The sequence below is a fragment of the Stappia stellulata DSM 5886 genome (assembly GCF_000423705.1).
GTDB lineage: Bacteria > Pseudomonadota > Alphaproteobacteria > Rhizobiales > Stappiaceae > Stappia > Stappia stellulata.
In genome coordinates, this window is sequence record NZ_AUIM01000012.1 from 138,826 (window position 1) to 159,760 (window position 20,935).

Annotated in this window: 21 protein-coding genes; 9 read left to right on the forward strand and 12 right to left on the reverse strand. The window is 65.7% G+C overall.

Annotated features, from left to right (window positions below):
• Positions 1 to 5 precede the first annotated feature (5 nt).
• The 3 genes from G572_RS0110385 to G572_RS0110395 all read left to right on the forward strand — a co-directional run bounded on the left by G572_RS0110385 (position 6) and on the right by G572_RS0110395 (position 3,167).
• Entirely contained in the window at positions 6 to 878 is an 873-nt protein-coding gene (locus tag G572_RS0110385; protein ID WP_029058420.1) for a branched-chain amino acid ABC transporter permease, read from the forward strand.
• Positions 879 to 892: 14 nt separating this feature from the next.
• Complete coding sequence (locus G572_RS0110390; protein WP_029058421.1) at positions 893 to 1,849, forward strand: branched-chain amino acid ABC transporter permease; 957 nt, start codon at positions 893 to 895, stop codon at positions 1,847 to 1,849.
• A 118-nt stretch (positions 1,850 to 1,967) separates the two neighbouring features.
• Positions 1,968 to 3,167, forward strand: a complete 1,200-nt coding sequence (locus tag G572_RS0110395; RefSeq protein ID WP_029058422.1) for an ABC transporter substrate-binding protein — start codon at positions 1,968 to 1,970, stop codon at positions 3,165 to 3,167.
• Between the two features lie 130 nt (positions 3,168 to 3,297).
• Here the strand turns inward: G572_RS0110395 and rirA are convergent, their stop codons facing one another.
• Positions 3,298 to 3,765: an iron-responsive transcriptional regulator RirA gene (gene rirA / locus G572_RS0110400; protein WP_029058423.1), complete on the reverse strand. Its 468-nt coding sequence runs from the start codon at positions 3,763 to 3,765 to the stop codon at positions 3,298 to 3,300.
• Positions 3,766 to 3,875: 110 nt separating this feature from the next.
• Positions 3,876 to 4,466 carry a TetR/AcrR family transcriptional regulator gene (locus tag G572_RS0110405; protein ID WP_029058424.1) on the reverse strand — a complete coding sequence of 197 codons (591 nt, stop codon included), beginning with the start codon at positions 4,464 to 4,466 and terminating at the stop codon, positions 3,876 to 3,878.
• Between the two features lie 156 nt (positions 4,467 to 4,622).
• Here G572_RS0110405 and G572_RS23400 point away from each other — a divergent pair, with 156 nt between their 5' ends.
• From G572_RS23400 to G572_RS26665, 5 genes are all read left to right on the forward strand, one after another.
• Positions 4,623 to 5,849: a YbfB/YjiJ family MFS transporter gene (locus tag G572_RS23400; protein ID WP_051242163.1), complete on the forward strand. Its 1,227-nt coding sequence runs from the start codon at positions 4,623 to 4,625 to the stop codon at positions 5,847 to 5,849.
• 157 nt (positions 5,850 to 6,006) lie between these two features.
• Entirely contained in the window at positions 6,007 to 6,738 is a 732-nt protein-coding gene (locus G572_RS23405; protein WP_245566198.1) for a TetR/AcrR family transcriptional regulator, read from the forward strand.
• Positions 6,731 to 7,525: an enoyl-CoA hydratase/isomerase family protein gene (locus G572_RS0110420; RefSeq protein ID WP_029058425.1), complete on the forward strand. Its 795-nt coding sequence runs from the start codon at positions 6,731 to 6,733 to the stop codon at positions 7,523 to 7,525. Before G572_RS23405 ends, G572_RS0110420 begins: the two co-directional genes overlap by 8 nt.
• Before the next feature lies 1 nt (position 7,526).
• Positions 7,527 to 9,086, forward strand: a complete 1,560-nt coding sequence (locus G572_RS0110425; protein ID WP_029058426.1) for an AMP-binding protein — start codon at positions 7,527 to 7,529, stop codon at positions 9,084 to 9,086.
• Complete coding sequence (locus G572_RS26665; RefSeq protein WP_245566199.1) at positions 9,083 to 9,919, forward strand: MaoC/PaaZ C-terminal domain-containing protein; 837 nt, start codon at positions 9,083 to 9,085, stop codon at positions 9,917 to 9,919. Before G572_RS0110425 ends, G572_RS26665 begins: the two co-directional genes overlap by 4 nt.
• Positions 9,920 to 9,994: 75 nt before the next feature.
• Here the strand turns inward: G572_RS26665 and G572_RS0110440 are convergent, their stop codons facing one another.
• From G572_RS0110440 to G572_RS0110470, 7 genes are all read right to left on the reverse strand, one after another.
• Positions 9,995 to 10,207, reverse strand: coding sequence for a cold-shock protein (locus G572_RS0110440; RefSeq protein WP_029058427.1), 213 nt, complete (start codon positions 10,205 to 10,207; stop codon positions 9,995 to 9,997).
• 269 nt (positions 10,208 to 10,476) lie between these two features.
• The gene (locus tag G572_RS0110445) at positions 10,477 to 11,274 is read right to left on the reverse strand and encodes an alpha/beta fold hydrolase (RefSeq protein ID WP_029058428.1); all 798 of its coding nucleotides are present in this window, start codon (positions 11,272 to 11,274) and stop codon (positions 10,477 to 10,479) included.
• Positions 11,271 to 12,329 carry a branched-chain amino acid ABC transporter permease gene (locus G572_RS0110450; RefSeq protein ID WP_029058429.1) on the reverse strand — a complete coding sequence of 353 codons (1,059 nt, stop codon included), beginning with the start codon at positions 12,327 to 12,329 and terminating at the stop codon, positions 11,271 to 11,273. Before G572_RS0110450 ends, G572_RS0110445 begins: the two co-directional genes overlap by 4 nt.
• A gap of 9 nt (positions 12,330 to 12,338) precedes the next feature.
• A complete protein-coding gene (locus G572_RS0110455) occupies positions 12,339 to 13,367 on the reverse strand; it encodes a branched-chain amino acid ABC transporter permease (RefSeq protein WP_029058430.1) in 1,029 nt (342 codons plus the stop codon).
• Positions 13,364 to 14,089, reverse strand: coding sequence for an ABC transporter ATP-binding protein (locus tag G572_RS0110460; protein ID WP_029058431.1), 726 nt, complete (start codon positions 14,087 to 14,089; stop codon positions 13,364 to 13,366). The genes G572_RS0110455 and G572_RS0110460 overlap by 4 nt, the downstream gene beginning before the upstream one ends.
• Positions 14,082 to 14,915: an ABC transporter ATP-binding protein gene (locus G572_RS0110465; protein WP_051242165.1), complete on the reverse strand. Its 834-nt coding sequence runs from the start codon at positions 14,913 to 14,915 to the stop codon at positions 14,082 to 14,084. The genes G572_RS0110460 and G572_RS0110465 overlap by 8 nt, the downstream gene beginning before the upstream one ends.
• Before the next feature lie 108 nt (positions 14,916 to 15,023).
• Positions 15,024 to 16,205, reverse strand: coding sequence for a substrate-binding domain-containing protein (locus G572_RS0110470; RefSeq protein WP_029058433.1), 1,182 nt, complete (start codon positions 16,203 to 16,205; stop codon positions 15,024 to 15,026).
• A 313-nt stretch (positions 16,206 to 16,518) separates the two neighbouring features.
• Between G572_RS0110470 and G572_RS0110475 the strand changes: the two genes are divergently transcribed.
• Positions 16,519 to 16,857, forward strand: a complete 339-nt coding sequence (locus tag G572_RS0110475; protein WP_029058434.1) for a BA14K family protein — start codon at positions 16,519 to 16,521, stop codon at positions 16,855 to 16,857.
• 95 nt (positions 16,858 to 16,952) lie between these two features.
• Here the strand turns inward: G572_RS0110475 and G572_RS25455 are convergent, their stop codons facing one another.
• The 3 genes from G572_RS25455 to G572_RS0110490 all read right to left on the reverse strand — a co-directional run bounded on the left by G572_RS25455 (position 16,953) and on the right by G572_RS0110490 (position 20,634).
• Positions 16,953 to 18,347 (reverse strand): diguanylate cyclase, encoded by a 1,395-nt coding sequence (locus G572_RS25455; protein ID WP_029058435.1) that lies wholly within the window; start codon positions 18,345 to 18,347, stop codon positions 16,953 to 16,955.
• Positions 18,348 to 18,604: 257 nt separating this feature from the next.
• The gene (locus tag G572_RS0110485; protein ID WP_029058436.1) at positions 18,605 to 19,837 is read right to left on the reverse strand and encodes a TIGR03862 family flavoprotein; all 1,233 of its coding nucleotides are present in this window, start codon (positions 19,835 to 19,837) and stop codon (positions 18,605 to 18,607) included.
• A complete protein-coding gene (locus G572_RS0110490) occupies positions 19,834 to 20,634 on the reverse strand; it encodes a glycosyltransferase family 2 protein (RefSeq protein ID WP_029058437.1) in 801 nt (266 codons plus the stop codon). The genes G572_RS0110485 and G572_RS0110490 overlap by 4 nt, the downstream gene beginning before the upstream one ends.
• Positions 20,635 to 20,935: the final 301 nt, after the last annotated feature.

The window sequence follows — 20,935 nt, forward strand, 5'->3', positions numbered from 1 at the left end:
GTGCGATGGGCGCGCTGGAAATCATCAACTTCTATCTCGTGCCGGGCATCGTGATCGGCTCGATCTATGCGCTGGGCGCGGTCGGCATCACGCTCGTCTTCTCCATCCTGCGCTATGCGCATCTGGCGCATGGCGATCTGGCGACGCTGGGCGCCTTCCTTGCGCTGGGCGCCGTGACGCTTGGCGGGGTCTCGCCCTATGTCGCGCTTCCGGTCGCCATGGTTCTGACGGCCGCGGCCGCCGTGATGATCGACAAGGCCTTCTACGCCTATCTGCGGGAACGGCCGAAAATCGTCACCGTGATGGCCTCGCTCGGCGTGGCGCTGATGGTGCGGGCCATTGTCCAGGTGGTGTGGGGCGTGGATTCGGAGACCTATACCCGCGGCATCGTGCGTCCCGACGTATGGTTCGGTATCCGCCTCCGCGACCGCGAGCTGATCACCATCTTCGCGATGATCGGCCTGGTGCTGGCGCTTCACGTCTTTCTCCAGCAAAGCAAGTGGGGCAAGGCAATGCGGGCGATGTCCGACAATCCGGATCTCGCGTTGCTGTCGGGCGTCGACAACAAGAAGGTCGTGATGCTGACCTGGATCATCGTCGGCGGCCTGTGCGCGGCCGCCGGCGTCTTCCTCGGGCTCAACTACGAGCTCAAGGCGATGATGGGCTGGACCATGCTGCTGCCGATGTTCGCCGCCGCCATCCTGGGCGGTGTCGGGCGCGTCGAGGGTGCGGTCCTGGGCGGGTTGATCGTCGGCATCGCGGAGGAGATGTCGACGCTGTTCCTGCCGACCGAATACAAGGCCGCGACGGCCTTTGCGATCCTGCTGCTCATGCTGCTTGTGCGCCCGACCGGGCTGCTCAAGGGCAAGGTTCTTTAGGGGGGACGGCTGACATGGAATGGATCGGTCTTGCCAATTATGCCGTCTTCATGGCGATTTTCATCTGCATTTATGCGTTGCTGTCGCTGGGGCTGAACATCCAGTGGGGCTTCACCGGCCTCTTCAACGCGGGCATCGCGGGGTTCTTCGCCGTCGGCGCCTATACCTCCGCAGTCCTGACGTCGCCGGCCGCCGAGGGACGGCTCGGCGGGTTCGACCTGCCGGTGCCGATTGGGTGGATCGGGGCGATGGTGGCCGCGGCCCTGATCGCCTGGCCGATCGGAAAGATCTGTCTGAGGTTCCGTTCCGATTATCTGGCCATCGCCACCATTGGCGTCGCCGAGATCATCCGTCTGGTGATCAAGTCGGAGGACTGGCTGACCAATTCGGCGCGGGGCATCACCGATATCCCGCGGCCTTTCGGCGATCTTCCCTACGTCTACTCGCAGCTCGCCTATCTCGCCATCGTCGCCAGCGTGTTGTTCGTCGCCTATCTGATGGTGGAACGCCAGATCGCAGCGCCCTGGGGGCGGATGATGCGCGCCATTCGCGACAATGAGGACGCCGCCCGCGCCATGGGCAAGGACGTGCCGTTCCGCCGGCTGGAGGCCTTTATCTTCGGCTCCGCGCTGATGGGACTGGGCGGGGCGCTGTTTGCCCATTTCAACCGCACGATCACGCCGGAGGCGATCGATCCGATGATCGCGACCTTCCTGGTGTGGATCATGTTGATCCTCGGCGGTTCGGGCAACAATCGCGGCGCGATCCTGGGTGTGGCCGTTGTCTGGATCATCTGGTCGATGTCGGAGATCGTCACCGACCAGCTGCCGCATGAATATGCGGTGAAGGCGAAATACATGCGCGTTTTCCTGATCGGGCTGATGCTGCAGCTGGTGCTGCGCTTCCGTCCCGAAGGGCTTTTGCCGGAGCCGCAGGGGACGCGCGCAGAGATGTCTGAAAAGTCGAAATGAAGCTTGTGGGGACGGCACGTTTCGGTTGAGACTGTCGCCTCAGACGGGACCGGAAAAACGGATCCCGGCAAGACGTGCGGCTCCAGGCCGCAGCGTGAATCATAAGTGGAGGTGAGTGATGAACAAGTTCCGTACCGCCCTGGCCGCGACGCTGCTCGGCGCGACGGCGATGGCCGCACCGGCACAGGCCGACGTGAAGATCGGTCTTCTGGGCGGGGTGTCCGGTCCGATCGCGGCAATGGCGCCTGCGATGATCGACAGTGCCCGCCTTGCCGTCCAGCAGGTGAACGACAACGGTGGCATTCTCGACGGCGAAAAGCTGGTCGCGGTGATCGGCGACAGCGCCTGCAATCCGCAGAACGGCACCGATGCGGCCACCAAGGCGGTCAACATCGAAAACGTTGTCGGCATTGTCGGTCCGCATTGCTCGGGCTCGGTTCTCGCCGCGGCCAACTCGGTCACCATTCCCGCCGGCGTCACCATCATCTCGCCGTCCGGAACCTCGCCGGAAATCTCCGGTCTCAACGACAATGACACCGTGTTCCGCACCGTGCCGTCCGACGACTTCCAGGGGCGCGCGCTTGCCCGCACGCTGCTCCTGCGCGACACGGCCAAGGTCGCCGTTGCCTATCTCAACAACGACTACGGCAAGGGCCTTGCCGAATCCTTCCGCGACGAGTTCGAGGGCAATGGCGGCGAGATCGCCGGCTTCGCAGCCCATGAGGGCGAGAAGGCTTCCTACCGTTCGAACCTGGCCGAGCTTGCCTCGGGCGGCGCCGACACGCTGGTGATCTTCGATTACGGCGACGGCTCCGGTCTCACCATGCTGCGCCAGGCGCTGGAAAACGGCTTCTTCACCAACTTCGTCGGCGGCGACGGCATGAAGTCGGATGCCCCGATCAAGGAGCTCGGCGCGGAAAACCTGACCACCTTCCTCTCCTCGGCTCCGGTGGGCGAAAAGTCGGATTCGCTTGAGATGTTCGGCAAGGCATTCGCCGAAATCGGCGGCGACCCGGCGGCGATCTTCGCCACGACCTCCTATGACGCGGCCTTCATGCTGGCGCTTGCCATCGAAAAGGCCGGCGGCGACAAGGCCAAGGTCTCCGCATCGCTGCGCGAGATTTCCAACGGCGAAGGCGAGCCGATCCGCGCTGGAGAATGGGCGAAGGCCAAGGAGCTGATCGCAGCCGGCACCGCCATCGACTACAAGGGCGCGGCCGGCGACCACAACTTCGACGACAAGGGCGACGTTCCGGGCACCTATGCCCTGTTCAAGGTCTCCGGCGACAACTTCGAGGTCGTGACGGAAATCCAGTAAGCCGCTGTCGCGCGCGCTGATTGAGCGCGAACGCAAAAAGAAGGCCGCCGGGACATCCCGGCGGCCTTTTCACTTCATCGCTTCGAACGCTGGTGTCCGGGCTCTCGCGCCGTCCAGCCGGTCGCCGCGTTTACGAAACGCGGGCGGCTGTGCCGTCCGTGGCCGCGTCGATGTTCAAAAGGAAGCGGATTTCGCCCCTGTCCTCTGCCAGCTCCGCGATCGTATGCGCGTCGAGCACATTCATGAAGGCTTCCAGCGCTTCATGCAGCAGGCCGTTGAAGCCGCAGGATGTGATCAGCGGACAGTCCTTGCGCCCCGATTCGAAGCATTCCGCCAGGAGAAAGCTTTCTTCCGCGGCGCGTACCACGGCGCCGACGGTGATCTCCTCGGCCGGCCGCGCCAGCATCAGCCCGCCGTTGCGCCCGCGAAGCGTGCGCACGAACCCGTTGCTGACCAGGACCTTGAGGATCTTGAACAGATGCGTTTCCGACATCTCGAAGCTGGCCGCGATGTCCGCGACCCGGCTGGGCTTGTCGGGATTTGCCGCACAATAGATCAGGGTGCGGACCGCGTAGTTGGTTTGCTGAGTAAGACGCATTTTCTAGATATGCGTCGCGACCGGGGCCGCGTCAACGGCGGGATGCGAAAATCCTGCAGGCAAGGCTCAGGTTTCGGTCGTTTTGCGGATCTTGCGCAACGCAGCTCCGGCTAGGCTGCCGGGTCCTGCCGCACGAGCACCCGGATCAGCGACGATGAGATCTCCCGCAATTGCGTGTCGTCCTGATGGACGCGTTCCATCACGGCCAGGCCGCGGGTGAAGGTCACCAGGAAGCGCGCCGTCTCGCGCGGTGGGAGCACCAGCCGGTCGGCAAGAAAGGGCTGTCGCAACGACGCCTCGATGGTGTCTTCCAGCTCCTGAAGCCAGGCGCGGATGCGCTCGCGCACCGCCGGGGCGGTTTCCTGGCTTTCGGCGGCGGTGCGTGTCGAAAGGCACCCGCGCGCCGGAGACCCGCACGCCAGGCCGGCCAGCACGTGATCGACGAAGGCTGAAAGCGCGGTGTGCGCGTCCGGCTGCTCCAGCGCGGCGCGAACCCCGCACAGGTAATCCCGGGCGTATTGCTCGAAGGCCGTCAGGAAGATCGCATCCTTGCTGCCGTAGGCATTGTACAGCGAGCCGCGATGCACCCCGGTTGCGAGCGCAAGGTCGATCATGGAGGTGGACGCCAGTCCCTTGTGACGAAACACGTCCAGCGCGCGTTGCATTACCGCGGCTTCATCGAATTGTCTGGTTCCGACCATGCGCATGGACCTCGGCCGACATTATTCTTGACAGTAATGTCAATCTTGACAGGATAGTCAAGGATGGCTGTTCCGGCAAGACCGCAGCTTGGCTGCCGCCGGGACGGGAGGAGGGAGCGGCGGCGGGGATCCCGGTGGACCCTGCGGGAGGGTACTATGGAAAATGCGGAGGCAAACGGTCGCGGCGCGGATGACGCGCGCATGGAGTTCGCGACCGCGATTGCGCTGTCTACCGGCGCCGCACTTGCCCTTGGTCTGTCGCGGTTTTCCTATGCCCTGCTGTTGCCGCCGATGCAGGCTGACCTCGCCTTGAGCTATGTCGAGGCGGGGGCGCTGAACACGGCGAATGGCGTCGGCTACATCGCCGGCGCGGTGACCGCGCCCTGGGCGGCGAGCCGGTGGGGCGCGAAACGGACCTTTCTCGCCGGCTTCCTTCTGAGTGCGCTGGCCTTGCTTGCAAGCGGCCTGTTTCCGGACTTCACGGTGCTGTTTCTGGTACGGACCTTCGGCGGTCTCGCCACGGCGCATACTTTCGTCATCGGGGCGTTTCTGGCGGCCGCGATCTGCCGCTCGCCCGACCCGGGGCGCAGGGGGACGATGGTGGGGATCTATGTCGCGGGCGTCGGGGTCGGGATCGTGCTGGCGGGGATCGCCGTGCCGCTGGCAACCGACGGCATTGCCGCGCGCTGGACCCACGGCTGGATCGCGCTCGGCGGTCTCGGGCTGGCGGGGCTGCCGGTCGCCGCCTGGGCCGTCCGCGACATTCGCGAACCGACGGGGGGCAGTTCACCGCTCCTCGCACTGCCGGCATTCCGCCGCATCGCGCCGACCTTCTTCGGCTATGGTCTCTTCGGCGCCGGTTACGTCGGCTACATGACCTTCATCATCGCCCTTCTTGGCAACCAGGGAACCTCCGACACGCAGATGTCCTCCTTCTGGATGGTTCTCGGGCTGGTCTCGGCGGTGTCCACGCTCATCTGGGGGCGGGTTCTCGGCGCGTTGAAGGGCGGGCTCGGTCCGACCATCGTCTTTGCCGTGGCCATGGTCGGCACCCTGGCCGTCCTGGTCTCTTCCGGGCCTGTCGCGATGTTCGTGTCGGCGGTGATCTTCGGCGGCAGCTTTCTCGCCGGACCGACGGCGATCACGATTGTCGCCCAGCGGCAACTGGCCCCCCGCGACTGGACGGCCGCGATCTCGCTGTTGACGCTCAGCTTCGCGCTCGGGCAAACCGTTGGGCCGCTCGTCGCCGGTGCCGTGTCGGATGCCACGGGGACGATATCGGCCGGCTTTTGGGTCTCGCCGGTCTGCCTGGGGGCAGCGGCCTGCATCAATGCCCTGCAGCGCCCCTCCGGCGATCGCGCAACGTCCCGCGCGCAAGCGTAGCACGGCGGAAACGCCATCCCTTCCGGTCCTTCTGGCGCGTGCATCCCGGGGAAAGGCGCTCCCCGCGCGGCCTGCCCAGGCCGGCAAACCCCTTGCGTCAGCCTCTCAAAACATGAATAGTGATTCATAATTCATGTTGGGAGGCGGCGGAGAGACGGTGAGCAATCCGAAGGAAACCGGTTCGCGACCGGAGAAGGGGGCGGCGGGCTCAAGCCGGAGCCGGGCGAAATCCGCCGTCGCGGCCCAGACAGCGGCTGCGGGCCGGCGGCCGGAGCCGGCGGCGCCCAAGCCGAAGACCGCGCGCGGCGAGGCGACCAGGCGCGCCATCCTGTCGGCGGCGGAAAGGGTCATCGGCGAGCAGGGCTTCAACGAGGCCTCCATCGGGTCGATCACCCGCGAGGCGGGCGTCGCGCAGGGCACATTCTACATCTATTTTGCCAGCAAGGACGATGTCTTCTCCGAGCTTGTCGCCGACATGGGGCGCATGCTGCGCCATGCGATCAGCGAGGCGACCGCGGGCATCGCCGACCGGCTGGACGCGGAGCGTGCCGGCCTGCACGCGTTCCTGACCTTCGTCGCCGCCCATCCCGAGCTTTACCGCATCGTTCAGGAGGCGCAATTCGTCGACCACAAGGCCTATCTCGCTTACTTTCGCACCTTTGCCGAAGGCTACCGCGAGGGGTTGGCGCTGGCGGCGGAAAACGGCGACATCCGCCCGGGCGACGCGGATATTCGCGCCTGGGCGCTGATGGGCATCGCGCGCTCGCTCGGCGAGTATTCCGTCGTCTTCGGCAGCGCTGCCTCGATCGATGAGATGGTCGATACAGCGCATGAGATGATCGTCCATGGCCTCGCTGCCGTTTCGGACCGGGGGGACGGCCATGCATGATCTTGCGCAATTGCGGGTCGAGGCGGGTGTCGCAACGCTGACCCTCGACCGGTCCGGACGCGGCAATGCCCTGGTGCCGGAACTGCTCGACGCCATGCGCGACTGCCTCGCGCGGGCGGCCCGCGCGGATGTGCATGTGCTTGTCCTGAACGCGAAGGGGCGTGCGTTCTCCGCCGGCGGCGATGTCGCGGGGTTTGCCGGACACGGCGCGGACACGCAAGCGCTTCTGGCCTATTCGGCGGACATCGTGGGCGCCCTCAACCGCACCATCCTCGATCTGCTCGCCTTTCCGGCACCGGTGGTGGCGGCCGTCAACGGCGCGGTGACCGGCGGGTCGGTGGGGTTCGTGCTTGCCTCAGACATTGCGGTGATGAGCGAGCGGGCGTTCCTGCAGCCGTACTACGGCGACATGGGGTTTGCCCCCGACGGTGGCTGGACAGCGCTTCTGCCCGAGCGCATCGGCGCCGCCAAGGCATTGGAAGTGCAGTATCTCAACACGCGGCTCGATGCGCGCGCCTGTCGCGATCTGGGGCTGGCGAGCCGGGTTGTGTCGCCCGAGGAGCTGGAGGGCGAGACCGATGCGCTGGTGAAGGTGATTGTCTCCAAGGACCCCGCAAGCCTGAAGGCAAGCCGCGCCAACGTCTGGTCGCCGTCGCGGCGGGCGCGGGTCGCCGCCGCGCTCGAGCGTGAGCGCGCCGGCTTCCTGCGGCTGATCGCGCGTCCCGAAACGGCCGCCCGCATGGCAGCCTTTCTGGCACCGGCGGCTTTTGCGGAGAAAGGACGCTGACATGGACTGGCTTACCGACATGGCGGCCCAGCGGGCGGAACTGACGCCGGACCGCCCGGCCTTCACCGATCACGCGAGCGGCTGGACGCTCACCTTCGCCGAGGTGAATGCGCGCGCGGACCGGATGGCGCGGGCCTTTGGCGCGCTCGGCCTCGGCGAGGGCGAGCGCGTCGCGGTGCTGTGCCACAATCATCCGGATTTCTTCGTTCTGTTGTTCGCGGCCCAGAAGTCGGGCGTGATCCTGCTTCCGCTCAACTGGCGGCAGCCGCCGCCGGAACTGGCGCCCGTGCTGGAGCAGGCCGGTGCCCGGATCTTGCTGCATGACGCGGCCACCCGCGAGGCGGCGGCAACCCTTTGTGACGGAACGTCGGTTCGTCGCCTCGGCTTTGCCGATGCATCGCGGGGAGCGGGGGAGGAGAGCCTTGGCGATGTGGCCGAAGGCCTTGCGCCGACTGCAGCTCCGGCCGCGTCCCGGCGGATCCCCGCCGAGGCGCCCTGGTATCTGCTTGCCACTTCCGGCACCACAGGTGCACCCAAGCTGGTGGTCCAGACACCGACGATGGCCTGGGCCAATGCGGTGAACTACAGCCAGGCGACAGGATTGTCCGGCGACGACACGGCGGTGAACTTCCTGCCGCTCTTCCACACCGCCGGCATCAACCTGATGACGCTGCCGCTTTTTCTCGCCGGCGGTCATTCCATCGTGTTGCGCAAGTTCGAGGCGGAAACCGTGCTGGACCTCGTGGGTCGTGGCCGGATCACCGCCTTCTTCGGCGTTCCGGCGATCTACCAGGCACTCGCGCTCGATCCGCGCTTTGAAACCGTCGATTTCGCGCCGCTGCGCTCGCTCGGCTGCGGCGGGGCGCCGATGCCCGCGCCCCTGCTGCGCACCTATCTGGCGCGCGGCGTGACCGTGTGCAACGGCATGGGCATGACCGAGACGGGGCCGACGGTGTTCCTGGCCGATGCCGCGCGCGCTCCGGAAAAGATCGGCTCCGTGGGCAAGGCGCAGATTCTTACCGAGGTGCGTCTGGTTTCGCCGAACGGCGCGGTCGTCGAAGGCGCCGGGGAGGGGGAACTGCAGATCCGCGGACCGGGCGTCACGCCAGGCTACTTCGAGAACCCCAAGGCGACCGCCGAGGCCTTCGCCGAGGGCGGATGGTTGCGCTCCGGCGACATCGCCCGTCGGGACGCCGACGGCTATTACGCCATCGTCGACCGGATCAAGGACATGTATATCTCGGGTGGCGAGAACGTCTATCCGGCGGAGGTCGAGAACGTGCTTGTCACCCATCCGGCGGTGCTCGATGCGGTGGTCCTCGGCGTTCCGGACGAGAAATGGGGGGAGGTTGGCGCCGCCTATCTGATCCCGCGCCCCGGCATGGGGATCGATGCCGCCGCGCTGGTCACCTGGTGCCGGGAACGGCTCGCCGGCTACAAGGTGCCCCGCCACATCGAAATCGTCGATGACCTGCCGCGCACCGCCGCCGGCAAGGTTCAAAAACACATCCTCAAGATGCAACACGCCGAGACCGGCAAGGAAGAAAGGCAGGGCCGATGACCGCGTCCCACGCAGACGACGCCGTGTGCGGCGAGCCCTCGGAAATCGTCGTTCGCTGGACACCGGTGCAGGTCGATTTCGACCGCTTTGCGGCACTGTCCGGCGATGACAATCCGATCCATGTCGACCCGGCGTTCTCCGCGCGCACCCGGTTTGGACGCACGGTGTCGCACGGCATGCTGCTCTATTCCAGGCTCTGGGCGCTGATCCGCACCCGATGGCCCGGTTGCCGGCACGCGCTGCAGGACCTGATGTTTCCCAATCCCGCCTATGCGGAGGAGGAACTGACGATCGCCGTTGTGCCGGGCGACACGGATGCCGATGACCTTGCGATCACGATCCGGCGGGTGGCGGATGACGCGGAGGTGCTGCGCGGACGGTGCCGTCTGGGGGATGCGCCGGGCGCTGGAGCAAACGGCCCCGAAACGTCCGCGCCCGACGGGCCGGACCGGGACACGCCGCAACAGGAGGCGCTGGCGGTCGGTCGGAGCGCGGAACTCATGCGGCTTTATCCGAGCGCGCAGGCCTCCGACTTTGCAGCACTTGCCAGGCTGGACAATGTGCCCGACACGGTGCCGGAACCGCTGATCGGCGGGATGTTTTCCTATCTGCTGGGCGTGAAGCTGCCGGGCTTCGGAACCAACTACCTCAAGCAGGAAATGACCTTTCATGCGCCGGCGGGCTTCGATGTTCCGTTGCGGGCGCGGGTCACGGTCACCCGGCTTCGCCCGGAAAAGCACCTCGTCGACCTGGAAACGGTCTGCGAGACGCTGGACGGGGAGGTCATCTGCACGGGGCGTGCGCTGGTCTACGTGGAAGACGTCGGCGCCTGAGGGCGGGACAGGCACAAAAAAACACCGCCGGCGGGCCGGCGGTGTTCTCGTCAGGGTCGACGTGCCGGGAAAGGCTCAGTCGAGCGCGAGCTGCGCGGCCTGGAGGCCACGGCCGCGACGATCTTCTTCCGTCACGAAGGTCAGCGTGGTGCCTTCAGCCGGAACGGCCATGCCCGAACGTTCGAAAGCGGTGATGTGAACGAACACGTCCTTGCCGCCTTCGGCCGGCGTGACGAAACCAAAACCACGATCATGGTTGAAGAACTTGAGGGTGCCTGTCTGGCGCATGGGAAACTCCTGTCCCGAGTCTTAGTTTAAAGAGCGCAAGTAAGCGCACTTGCTTGCGCGAGCGTGGCATTCAGAAACGGGAAAGGCAGTTCTGTCCGACAGAACCGGTCTTTTGGACCGGGTAAGGCGCCGCATACCGAAACTTTCTTAACCGGGGTTCGAATTTTCAAGCCCGCTTGTGAAGGACCAAAGTCCAACGACGGCATGGTAGTCGAAACGGGCCATTCCGGCAAGGGCATTGAGAATTGACGTAGGGTTTTCCGCGCGCGTTACTGGGCCTTGCAAAGCTCGGCAAGGAGCGCGTTGTACGCCTCCGGGGCCTCCAGATGGGGGGCGTGGCCCGCGCGCGGGACGGGAACGATGCGGCCCTGTTGCAGACGCTCAAGCTGCCATTCGGCGGCGTCTCCGGCGTAGAGCTGGCTCTGGCCTCCGGGCGTCAGGGTGACGGGGATGTCGATCCGGCCGACGAGGTGGCGAAAGTCCTGCGCGGTGAGCGATCCCCACATGGCGGCGAGCGCCGGCCCGTTCGCCTTGCGCATCTCGGCTTCCGCGAAGCCGACGAGCTGTTCCGGCGCGTCCGGCGCGAAGCTGCGGCGCGCGGTGGCGCCGACCAGACGCGGCCATTGGCTGAAGACCGCGCGGGCAAAGTCCCGGCTGCGCGCGGCATCGAGGCCCGAGCGCGTGCCATGCGCCCAGTCCGCGTCGTTCAGCACCTTCGGCGACATGTCCTCCACCACGAGATGGGCGAGACGGCTCGTGCCGTGGCGTTCGATCATCGACCAGGCGACCAGCGCACCCATCGACCAGCCGACCAGCACGACGTCGTCGAGGTCCTCCGCCGCAAGCAGCTGCTCGAGCGCATCGGCGGCCGCCCCGATGGTCAGGTCCCCGGTTTGGGCGCTTTCACCATGGCCGGGAAGGTCCGGGGCGATCACGCGGGTCTTGCGGCCGAGCGCCTCCATCTGCGGACGGAAGAAGCCGCCATGGCACGACCAGCCGTGCAGCAGCACGAGCGGGCGCGCGTCCAGCCTTCGGCTTCCGGCCACGCGCGGGTGAAGAAGGGTCATCCGCGGCTCCGCAGCCGGCCCACGACGCCATCGGGAAAGAAATAGACGGAGACGATGAAGAGCACGCCAAGCCACATCAGCCAGCGTTCCGGGGCGACGAGATCGGGAATGAGCGGCAGCATGCCGGTGGCGTGTTCGGCCGCCCCCATCAGGCTCTGCAGATAGGTCTGCGCGAGGATGAAGAGCGTGGCGCCGATCATCGCGCCATACATGGTGCCCATGCCGCCGATCACCACCATCAGCAGGATGTCGATCATGATCTCCATCGAGAGTGTCGTCGCCGGTCCGGTGTAGCGGATCCAGATCGCAAGCAGCGCGCCGGCAAGCGCGGCAACGCAGGCCGACAGGACGGTGGCGGCAGTGCGGTACCAGATCACCCGGTAGCCGATCGCCTCGGCGCGGAAGGCATTGTCGCGCACGGCCTTCAGCGTGCGGCCGAAGGGCGAGTTGACGATCCTGAGAAGCCCCAGGAAGAGCACCAGCGCGGAGACGAAGACGAGATAATAGGCGAGCAGCCGGCCGTCGATGCGCACGTCCAGGATGCGCATGTCGAGAAGCTTGAAGGCCGGTGTCAGCACGCGCGGGATACGATAGGTGAGCCCGTCCTCGCCGCCGGTGATCGTGGAAAGCTGCGAGACCAGCACGGCGAAGGCGCTGGCGACCGCCAGCGTCACCATGGCGAAGAAGATCGCCTTCACCCTGAGCGAGAACAGTCCGATGGCAAGCGCCAGCGCACCCGCCACCGCGGTGCCGCCGAGAACGCCGACGAGGATCGCGGTGAAGGAGGCCCCGAGCGCGGAGAGCGACAGCGCCACGCCATAGGCGCCGATGCCGAAGAACATCGTATGCGCGAAGGAGACGATCCCCGTGTAGCCGAGCAGCAGGTCGTAGCTTGCCACCAGCACGATGAAGATGCAGATGCGCGCCGCCGTATCGAGCGACTTGGTGCCGGGAAACAGGAAGGGCGCGAAGGCCAGCGCCAGCGCGATGACGATGAGAACGAGCGCCAGCGGTCGCGAGTTCGGGCGGTCGCCGGAAAGGAGCCTGTCGATCATGGATGCATCCTACTTCGCCTTGACGACGGGATAGAGCCCCTCGGGCCGCCACATCAGCACGCCGACCATCAGCGCGATGGTGGAGACGAGAGCGACCTTGGGGGCCAGGAACGTCATGTAGTTTGAGAGCAGGCCGACCAGCAGCGCACCGATGAAACAGCCCTCGATGGAACCGAGCCCGCCGATGATGACGACGATGAAAACCAGCACCATCAGGTCCGATCCCATATGCGCGGTGATCGTCTCGTTGTAGAGACCCCACATCACGCCGCCGAGGCCGGCGAGTGCCGACCCGACCATGAACACCACGAGGAACAACCGGCGGATGCGGTAGCCGAGCGCTTCGACCATCTCGCCGTTTTCGACGCCTGCACGCACCAGCAGGCCGACCTTGGTCGATCTCAGGACGTGACGCATGCCGAGGAACAGCACCAGGCCGATGGCGACGGCGAACAGGCGGTATTTCTCGATCACCGCATCGAAGACGATGACCGAGCCGCGCAGCGACTGCGGCCGGGCGACATGGATCGCGTCCGGCCCCCACACCACATGGATGAGCTGCTGGGCGACGATCAGCCCGCCCATGGTCACCAGGATCTGCTTCAGGTGATGACCGTAGACGGGTGCGACAATGACGCGCTCGAAGGCGAGGCCGAGCACGCCGGTCACTGCCATGGAGGCGAGGATCGCGAGAAAGACGGCGGCAAGGTTCATGATCACCGCCGGGTTTTCGGTCCAGCCGGCAAGCCAGGCCAGCACGGTGAAGCCGACGAAGGCGCCGACGGAGACGAAAGCGCCGTGGCCGAAGTTGATCACGTCCATCAGGCCGAAGACGACCGTCAGTCCCGAGGCCATGATGAAGATCATCAGACCCATGGCGAGCCCGGCCACCGTCAGCGTGAGCCATGTTGCGGGATCGGCGATGGCGATCAGCCCCGCCAGCGCCATGACGGGTGCAAGCAGCAAGGGTGCGGCCTTGCGCAGCCGGTCGCCGGCGGACGCCGCCACCAGCTTGGGTCGGATCGCGGTTTCGCTCATTGGTGCACCTCCAGGCTCAGTCCCATCAGCCGTTCCTGCATCCCGGCGTCGCCGGAAAGCTCGGCCATGTCGCCGGCATGCACGACGCGGCCGTCGTCCATCACCGACACCGTGTCGCCGAGCGCGGAGGCCATGGCGAAATTCTGTTCCACCAGCAGGATGGTCGTGTCCGTCTCCTTGAGTTCACCGAGCGCGCGCGTCATCGCCGTGACGATGGCCGGGGCAAGCCCCTTGCTCGGCTCGTCGATCAGGATCAGCCGGCGCGGTTCGATGATGGCGCGCGCAACCGCGAGCATCTGCTTCTGCCCGCCCGACAGGGTGCCGGCGGGTTTCTCCCAGAAGGTTGCGATTGGCGGGAACAGCGCCTTGATCCAGGACAGACGGGTCGCATCGAAGGCGCCCTGCGTTGCCGCAAGCTGCATGTTCTCGCCGACCGTGAGGTCGGAGAAGACCCCCATGTTCTCCGGCACATAGGCAATGCCGGCGCGCGAGATCGCAGGCGTCGGCGTCCCGCCGATCAAGCGCCCGTCGAAGCGGATCTCGCCCCGGCTTGGCTTGAGAAGCCCCATGATCGTGCGCAAGGTGGTGGACTTGCCCGCGCCGTTGCGGCCCAGAAGCACGCTGACCCCGCCGCGCGGGACCACGAGGTCGACACCTTGCAGGATGTGATAGGGGCCGATGTGGGTGTGGACGCCGGAAAGCGTCAGAAGCGGATCAGCCATGAGCGGTTTCCTCCGCGCCCGGTTTCGGTGCCGGTTCCGGTGCCTTGCCGAGATAGGCCTCCTGCACGATGGCCGAACGCATCACCTCGCCCGGGTCGCCGTCGGCGACGAGTTCGCCGTTGTGCAGCACGATGATGCGGTCGGCGAGGGAGCGGATCACGTCCATCTTGTGTTCCACCAGAAGGATGGTGCGGTCGCGGTCGCGCTTGAGGTCGCGGATCAGGTCGAGAATGACGGGAACCTCGTCGACACTCATGCCCGCGGTCGGCTCGTCGAACATCAGCACCTGGGGGCCGAGCGCGATCATCAGCGCGACTTCCAGCTTGCGCTGGTCGCCATGCGGCAGGGCGGAGACGGCAAGCTCGCGCTTTTGCAGGAGATTGACCTCCGACAGAACATGATCGGCGCGTTCCGTGAGTTCGACATGGCTGTCGGCGCGCGAGAACAGATCGAAGCCCCGGTTGGCGCGGGCCTGCACGACGAGGCGGACGTTCTCGCGTACGGTGAGGCTTGGAAACAGGTTGGTGAGCTGGAAGGCCCGTCCGATTCCGCGGGTGCAGCGTTCGGCGACACTCAGCCTGGTGATCGTTTCGCCGTTGAGGCGGACCTCTCCGGCACTTGCCTTCAACTGCCCGGAGATCAGGTTGAAATAGGTGGTCTTGCCGGCGCCGTTCGGCCCGACGATGGCGGTCAATGTGCCGCGCTGGAACGCGCAGGAAACATGATCGACCGCCACATGACCGCCAAAGCGGATCGTCAGGTCCCGGGTCTCGAGCACCGGTGGCTCGACGGGTGGCGCCTGGCCGGCAGGGTCTTCGCGCGTCACGGCTGCATCTCCGAAAGAGGGCGGAAAACGGCGGCGCGGCCGCCGTCTCACAGGCCAGAAGGCGGGAGAGGGAGGCGGCGCGTGTGCCGCCTCCCTCTCCGGGGGACGTCAGCGTCCGTTGCGCACCGGGATCGACATGTCCTCGATCTTCAGTTCGCGAACCAGCTCGGGAATGCCCCATTCGACGTCCGGATCGACCCGGATCTTGAAGTGGTACATCGACTGCAGCGCCTGATGGTCCTCGGCACGGAAGGTCATCGTGCCCTTGGGCGTTTCGAAGGACATGCCTTCCATCGCCGCGATCAGCTCTTCGGTGTCGGTCGAGCCGGCCTTGCGGATGCCCTCGACCACGGCAATCGCCGCCGACATGCCTCCGGCCGTGAAGAAATCCGGCGGCGACTGGAAGCGCTTGTCGTGTTCGGACACCAGCCAGTCGTTTGCCGGGTTCTCCGGGATCTCGTGGTAGTAATAGGTCGCGCCTTCCATCCCGGGCAGGGCCTTGTAGGCTTTCATCGCCGCCAGGATGTTGCCGCCGGTGGCGATCTCGATGCCGAGCCGGTCCGGCTCCATCGCCTTGATCTTGCCGATCGGGTTGTTGCCGCCGGCCCAGATGATGAAGAGGAACTTGCGGCCCTCGACATCCTTCATGGCCTCGAAGATGCGCTGGGCGCTGGCGGTGAAGTCCTGCGTGTCGGTCGGTGCGTATTCCTCGAAGGCAAGCGTTGCGCCGGTGCCGGCGAGCGCTTCCTTGAAGGCGGCGACGCCGTCGCGGCCGAAGGCATAGTCCTGCGCAAGCGTCGCGATGGTCACGCCCTCCTGGCCGAGCGCGACGGCATTGGCGATCGCGTCCTGCGAGGAATTGCGCGCGGTGCGGAAGATGTAGCGGTTCCAGTTTTCGCCGGTGATGCTGTCGGCGACCGCCGGCTCGACGATCAGGAGCTTGCCGTATTCCTCCGCGACCGGGAGCATCGCAAGCGCCACGCCCGACGACACGGGCCCGACCGCAATGTCGACCTCGTCGTCGCCATAGGCTTCGGCAAGGGCCGCGCGGGCGATGTCGGGCTTGAGCTGGGTATCCTTCTCGATCACGACGATCTTGCGACCGTCGATTTCCATCGTCCCGTCGGTGGCATATTCAAGTCCCATCATGAAGCCGGTGTGGGACTGTTTCGCATAGGCCTCGAGCGCGCCGGTCTTTCCGTAGACATGGGCGATCTTGATGTCGTCGGCCATGGCCGGCGCGCCCGCGAGCGCGGCCGCCACAACGGCGGCGGCGTAAAGATGTCTCATGATGTCTCCTCCCGTTCGACGTCCGGTCGGCGCTTGGCATGAGCGGGTCGCGGCGTCTGCCAATATATGACGCATGATTCATGTTTCATGTCAATTCGACCCGAGCGCGCCTCTGTCGCGCGTTCGCTCTCCCGCAAGCAGCCGAACACGGCGGACGGCGCCAGGTGGCTGCGTGCACCCGGTTTCGCCAATGCGGAGAAGCGTGATGGCTGTCACATCAAGCCCTGGCGCTTGCTTCTATCTTCAAGGCATAGGCGGACGACAGAGCCGCAGGGAAAAGTCGAACGGAAGCTCAGACAGAGGGAATGCAGTCATGATGAAGAAGATCGCAGTCACCGGTTTTGCAATTGCCCTGACCGCCGGCGCCATGCTCGCGACCGGCTCCTCCGATGCCGAAGCGAAGAAGTGGCATCACCAGAACGGCTGGGCCGCGGCGGGCGGCTTCGTTGCCGGCGCCGTGATCGGCTCGGCCCTGTCCCAGCCGCGCTATGTCGCTCCGGCGCCGCAGTATGCGCCCGCGCCTGCCTACTATGGCCGGCCCGCGCCCTGGTCGCCCGCCTGGTACCGCTATTGTTCGTCGAAGTATCGCAGCTTCAACCCGGACACCGGCTACTTCCGCACCTATTCCGGGAACTACAAGTTCTGCCGTTGATTCGCCGCAGCGAAGATCAGGCAAGGAAGGGCCGGTCAAACCGGCCCTTTTTGCGCAATTGCGAGGTCTGTTCGCGGGGAACCGCAGGCAAGCGGTCAGAGCCCGGCCGGCCGGGACACAGGATCGAGAAACCCGGAGACCGTGCGGTCGCGGCCATTGTCCTTGGCCCGGTAAAGCAGACGATCCGCCCGGGCGAAAGCGACGTCCATCGTTTCGCCATCGCGATATTCGGTCACGCCGAGCGACATGGTGAGCGCGACCTCGCAGCCCTCGACCGTGATCGGTGTGGCATTCAGCAGCTTGCGCATGCGCTCGGCGCGTTCGACCGTATCGCTTGGGGAGGTGTCGGGAAGGAGAACGAGAAATTCCTCACCGCCGAGGCGCCCGAGGAATTCGGTGTCGCGCAATTGCGATTTGATGCGTCGGCTGAATTCCTTCAGCACCTCGTCACCGGCGAAATGCCCGAGATCGTCGTTGACCTTCTTGAAGTTGTCGATGTCGAGGATCATCAGGCCGAGAGGCTTGCCGCGCGCCCTTGACCGGGCGCCGCAGTCGCGGGCGGCGGACAGGATGGCGCGTCGCGACATGGTTCCGGTCAGCTCATCGCGGTGCGCCAGTTCATAGAGCTCCGCCTGGCGCTCCTTCAGTTCGGTGATATCGACACGAAAGCCCACCGTTCCGCCGTTCGGCAGGCGCTTTTCCAGCACCCGCACCCAGCGTCCGTCCGGCAGAAGCTGTTCCACCGGACCGGTCGGGTTCGCGTGGGCCGCCAGGCGCTCCGCGATCCAGGCCTCTTCCTGCCCGATGGCTTCCGCATACTGACGGCAGCGCACGCCCTCGCGGATGATTTCCTCGAAGCTGCGGCCCGGCCGGATGACATGGGCCGATTCCGGATAGGTTTCGCGATACTGTTCGTTGCAGATCGTCAAGCGGTCGTGCTCATCGTAGAGCACGAAACCGTCGGGAAGCGTCTCGATCGCTTCCACCATCACCTTCCAGGCATCGCGCGCGGTTCGTTCTGCGTGTTCATGATGTATCTCGCGAACCGCCAGATGCGCCATGTCCTCCAGGGACTGCCGGTCGATTTCCGTGTCGCGGACGGGTGACCGGCTCGCAAGGCACAGGGTGCCGATGGTGTTTCCGGCTGCGTCGCGAAGCGCGGTCCCGGCAAAGAACTGCAGGCCGAGCGCGGCGAGATCGACAGCCGGGTCGGCGGCCGATCTGCCTTTGCCTGCATGCTGGATCAACGGTGTGCGGCTCTTCAGGACGGCCGCTGCAAGCGCCGGCGCGGCGGCGCGCAGCGGTTCACATAGACCGTTGGAAAGAAAGCTCAGGCCATCGCGTGGTTCCCGAAGCGTCAGGAAAGCGCATTCAACGGAGCAAAGCCGCTTGAGGAGCCGGAACAGTCGCGCCAGAGACGTGGCCGATGCATGGCCCTGCGCGCCCCCTGTTCGCTCAAAGGCCGATAGGGCGGTCTCTGTCAAAGGCATCAGCCTGGGAGGTGGGTTGCCAATAATCAAGATACCGGACCCCAACGAGCGAAATAAGAACAATCCCCAAAATACGCCGAGAAAAAACGGTAACGGCAGAATGTAAATGTTCGATCAATCTGGAGTGTATTTTTGTTGTAGTATTGAGTTAATTGGCTAAGATGATGACTCAATCGGTCATTATTACAATGAGAAAGTCTGCTTTTCGGCCGGTCTGGATTTCCCCTGCGCGAGGTTTTTCCTCTGGGGTGCCGCCGTCATGGGGGGCTTTCGGTGTGGTCCAGCCGGGTCAATATGGCGCTTGCGGCGGCCGTCCCTGTCGCGAAACAGGCCTGCAGCAGATAGCCGCCGGTCGGCGCTTCCCAATCGATCATTTCGCCGGCGACGAAGACGCCGGTCCGGTCCTTGAGCATATAGCCGTCGTCAATGCCGCTCCAGGCGATTCCGCCTGCCGAGGAAATGGCCCGCGCCATGCCGGCAACTCCGGTGACGGGAAGCGGCAGCGCCTTGATGCGGGCGGCCAGCGCTTCCGCGCCTTGCGGTCGTTCGCCGGCCTCGCGAAGCAGCGCAACGGCTGCCGGTGCGAGGCCGGTGGTCTTTCTGAGGTGATTTGACAGGGAGGTCTTTCCGCGCGGGCGCGCGAGCCTTGCCGCAAGCGTGCCGACGTCGAGGTCCGGGCGGAGGTCGAGCGTCAGCGTCGCAGGGGCAGATGTGTCCGCAAGTGCACGGCGGATGTCGGGACTGAGCGCGTAGACACCGCCGCCCTCCAGCCCGCTCGCCGTGATCATCGCCTCGCCGCGAAGGGTGCGGTCGCCGACGCTCAGCGCGATCCGCTTCAGGGGGACGCCTTGAAAGCGGTCGGCGAAATGTTGCGACCATTTCACCTCGATGCCGCAATTGGACGGGGAAAACGGGACCCTGGCGATCCCCGCGGCATCCGTCGCGGCACTCCAGGCTCCGTCGCTGCCAAGCCTTGCCCAGCTTGCGCCCCCGAGCGCCAGAAGCACGGCATCCGGCGCGGGATGCGTTTTCGGGCCCTGCGGCGTGTCGAACGACAATGCGCCATCGGCGCCAAAGCCCGTCCAGCGCCAGCGGGTGCGGATGGTGACGCCGTTGGCGGAAAGCCGCGCCAGCAGGGCGCGTAGGAGGGGCGAGGCTTTCATCTGGCGCGGAAACACGCGCCCGCTCGATCCGACGAAGGTCTCGATGCCGAGATCCTCGCACCAGGCCCTGAGTGCCTCCGGCGGGAAGGCCTCGATCGCTGCCCGGAGCCGCGGTTCCGCCTCCCGGTAGCGTGAGAGAAAGGCGTCCGCCGGTTCGCTGTGGGTCAGGTTCAGCCCGCCGCGCCCGGCCATCAGGAACTTGCGCCCCACCGACGGCATCCGCTCGTAGACGGTGACACCGACGCCCCGGGCCGACAGCCTGTCGGCGGCGATCAGGCCGGCGGGACCGCCTCCGACGATCGCGACATCTGCGGAAGAGGATGTCATTTGCTTGTGTCCTGTGTGTCGCTTTTCGCCAGCAGTTCGGCCTCATAGGCCTTGGCCAGGCGCAGAAAGCGCGTGTAGGCGAAATTCGTCGAGATCACGAGACCCCACCAGCCGTAAAGCGCGTAGCGGCGCAGCAGATAGGCCTTGAGGAACGCGAAGGGAAACTCGGTGACAAGCCGCCATCGGGCGATTCGCCGTCCGCGCGCCGCCATATCGTCCGCCTGCATGGTGGAGTAGCGGTTCATCTTCTCCACGTGAAAGGCGACGGAGCGAATCGAGCGATGTGCCATCGCCGCCTTTAGCTGGGCGACGTGCGCGCCTTCGGGCGGCCGCACCGTGTCGTGCACGGGCGATGCGGAGAAACGGCCTTTCGTGCGGTCGTAAAGCCGGATCTGGTTGTAGCCATAAGCGAAAGGCGCGGGACCGGCCTCATGCGCGAAGACATCCTTGATGCGAACCCGCCAGAACGGCGTCTTGAAAAGCGCGCCGCTTGCGGAAAGTGCCTGGATCTCCCGGCCGAGGGAATCGGTTGCCGCCTCGTCGGCGTCGAGATTGAACAGCCAGTCGTTGCTGCACTGGTCTTCCGCAAAGCGTTTTTGCGCGCCGTAGCCCGGCCATGGATTGACCAGGACGCGCGCACCGAGAGATTCTGCAACGCGTACCGTCTCATCCGTTGACCCGCTGTCGACAACGATCACCTCGTCGGCGAATGATTCGACGCTGCGAATGGCCCGCCCGATCCGGTCTTCCTCGTTGTGCGCTATTATAAAGACGGAGATTGGCGTGGCGGCGGTCATGCAAAGAGGCCCTTGTCGCTTGTCGAGGCAGCCGGAAACCGGCTTGCGCGCGATCCTTAGCGGGTTCTCCGGTCATGGTTCAAGCGAATGCGCCCGCCGCAGGGCCCAACGCCGCCATGCCCGCGAATTCGGGCGACAAAACCGGTTTTGGCGGAAAATCGCGCTTTCCCGGCGATAAGTGCTAACAAGGCCTTAACGGGGTGTGCCCACAAAGACACACTGTGTCCGTACAGTGCCTCTGGAAGGCATTTGCCGGTTGCGAGGCGCGCACCCCGTCGCTTAAAACAAACTCGAGCTCGCG

Coding starts and splice junctions, on each gene's coding strand:
- G572_RS0110385 (WP_029058420.1), top strand. CDS start 6: ATGGGCGCGCTGGAAATCATCAACTTCTATCTCGTGCCGGGCATCGTG.
- G572_RS0110390 (WP_029058421.1), top strand. CDS start 893: ATGGAATGGATCGGTCTTGCCAATTATGCCGTCTTCATGGCGATTTTC.
- G572_RS0110395 (WP_029058422.1), top strand. CDS start 1,968: ATGAACAAGTTCCGTACCGCCCTGGCCGCGACGCTGCTCGGCGCGACG.
- rirA (WP_029058423.1), bottom strand. CDS start 3,765: ATGCGTCTTACTCAGCAAACCAACTACGCGGTCCGCACCCTGATCTAT.
- G572_RS0110405 (WP_029058424.1), bottom strand. CDS start 4,466: ATGGTCGGAACCAGACAATTCGATGAAGCCGCGGTAATGCAACGCGCG.
- G572_RS23400 (WP_051242163.1), top strand. CDS start 4,623: ATGGAAAATGCGGAGGCAAACGGTCGCGGCGCGGATGACGCGCGCATG.
- G572_RS0110420 (WP_029058425.1), top strand. CDS start 6,731: ATGCATGATCTTGCGCAATTGCGGGTCGAGGCGGGTGTCGCAACGCTG.
- G572_RS0110425 (WP_029058426.1), top strand. CDS start 7,527: ATGGACTGGCTTACCGACATGGCGGCCCAGCGGGCGGAACTGACGCCG.
- G572_RS26665 (WP_245566199.1), top strand. CDS start 9,083: ATGACCGCGTCCCACGCAGACGACGCCGTGTGCGGCGAGCCCTCGGAA.
- G572_RS0110440 (WP_029058427.1), bottom strand. CDS start 10,207: ATGCGCCAGACAGGCACCCTCAAGTTCTTCAACCATGATCGTGGTTTT.
- G572_RS0110445 (WP_029058428.1), bottom strand. CDS start 11,274: ATGACCCTTCTTCACCCGCGCGTGGCCGGAAGCCGAAGGCTGGACGCG.
- G572_RS0110450 (WP_029058429.1), bottom strand. CDS start 12,329: ATGATCGACAGGCTCCTTTCCGGCGACCGCCCGAACTCGCGACCGCTG.
- G572_RS0110455 (WP_029058430.1), bottom strand. CDS start 13,367: ATGAGCGAAACCGCGATCCGACCCAAGCTGGTGGCGGCGTCCGCCGGC.
- G572_RS0110460 (WP_029058431.1), bottom strand. CDS start 14,089: ATGGCTGATCCGCTTCTGACGCTTTCCGGCGTCCACACCCACATCGGC.
- G572_RS0110470 (WP_029058433.1), bottom strand. CDS start 16,205: ATGAGACATCTTTACGCCGCCGCCGTTGTGGCGGCCGCGCTCGCGGGC.
- G572_RS0110475 (WP_029058434.1), top strand. CDS start 16,519: ATGATGAAGAAGATCGCAGTCACCGGTTTTGCAATTGCCCTGACCGCC.
- G572_RS25455 (WP_029058435.1), bottom strand. CDS start 18,347: ATGCCTTTGACAGAGACCGCCCTATCGGCCTTTGAGCGAACAGGGGGC.
- G572_RS0110485 (WP_029058436.1), bottom strand. CDS start 19,837: ATGACATCCTCTTCCGCAGATGTCGCGATCGTCGGAGGCGGTCCCGCC.
- G572_RS0110490 (WP_029058437.1), bottom strand. CDS start 20,634: ATGACCGCCGCCACGCCAATCTCCGTCTTTATAATAGCGCACAACGAG.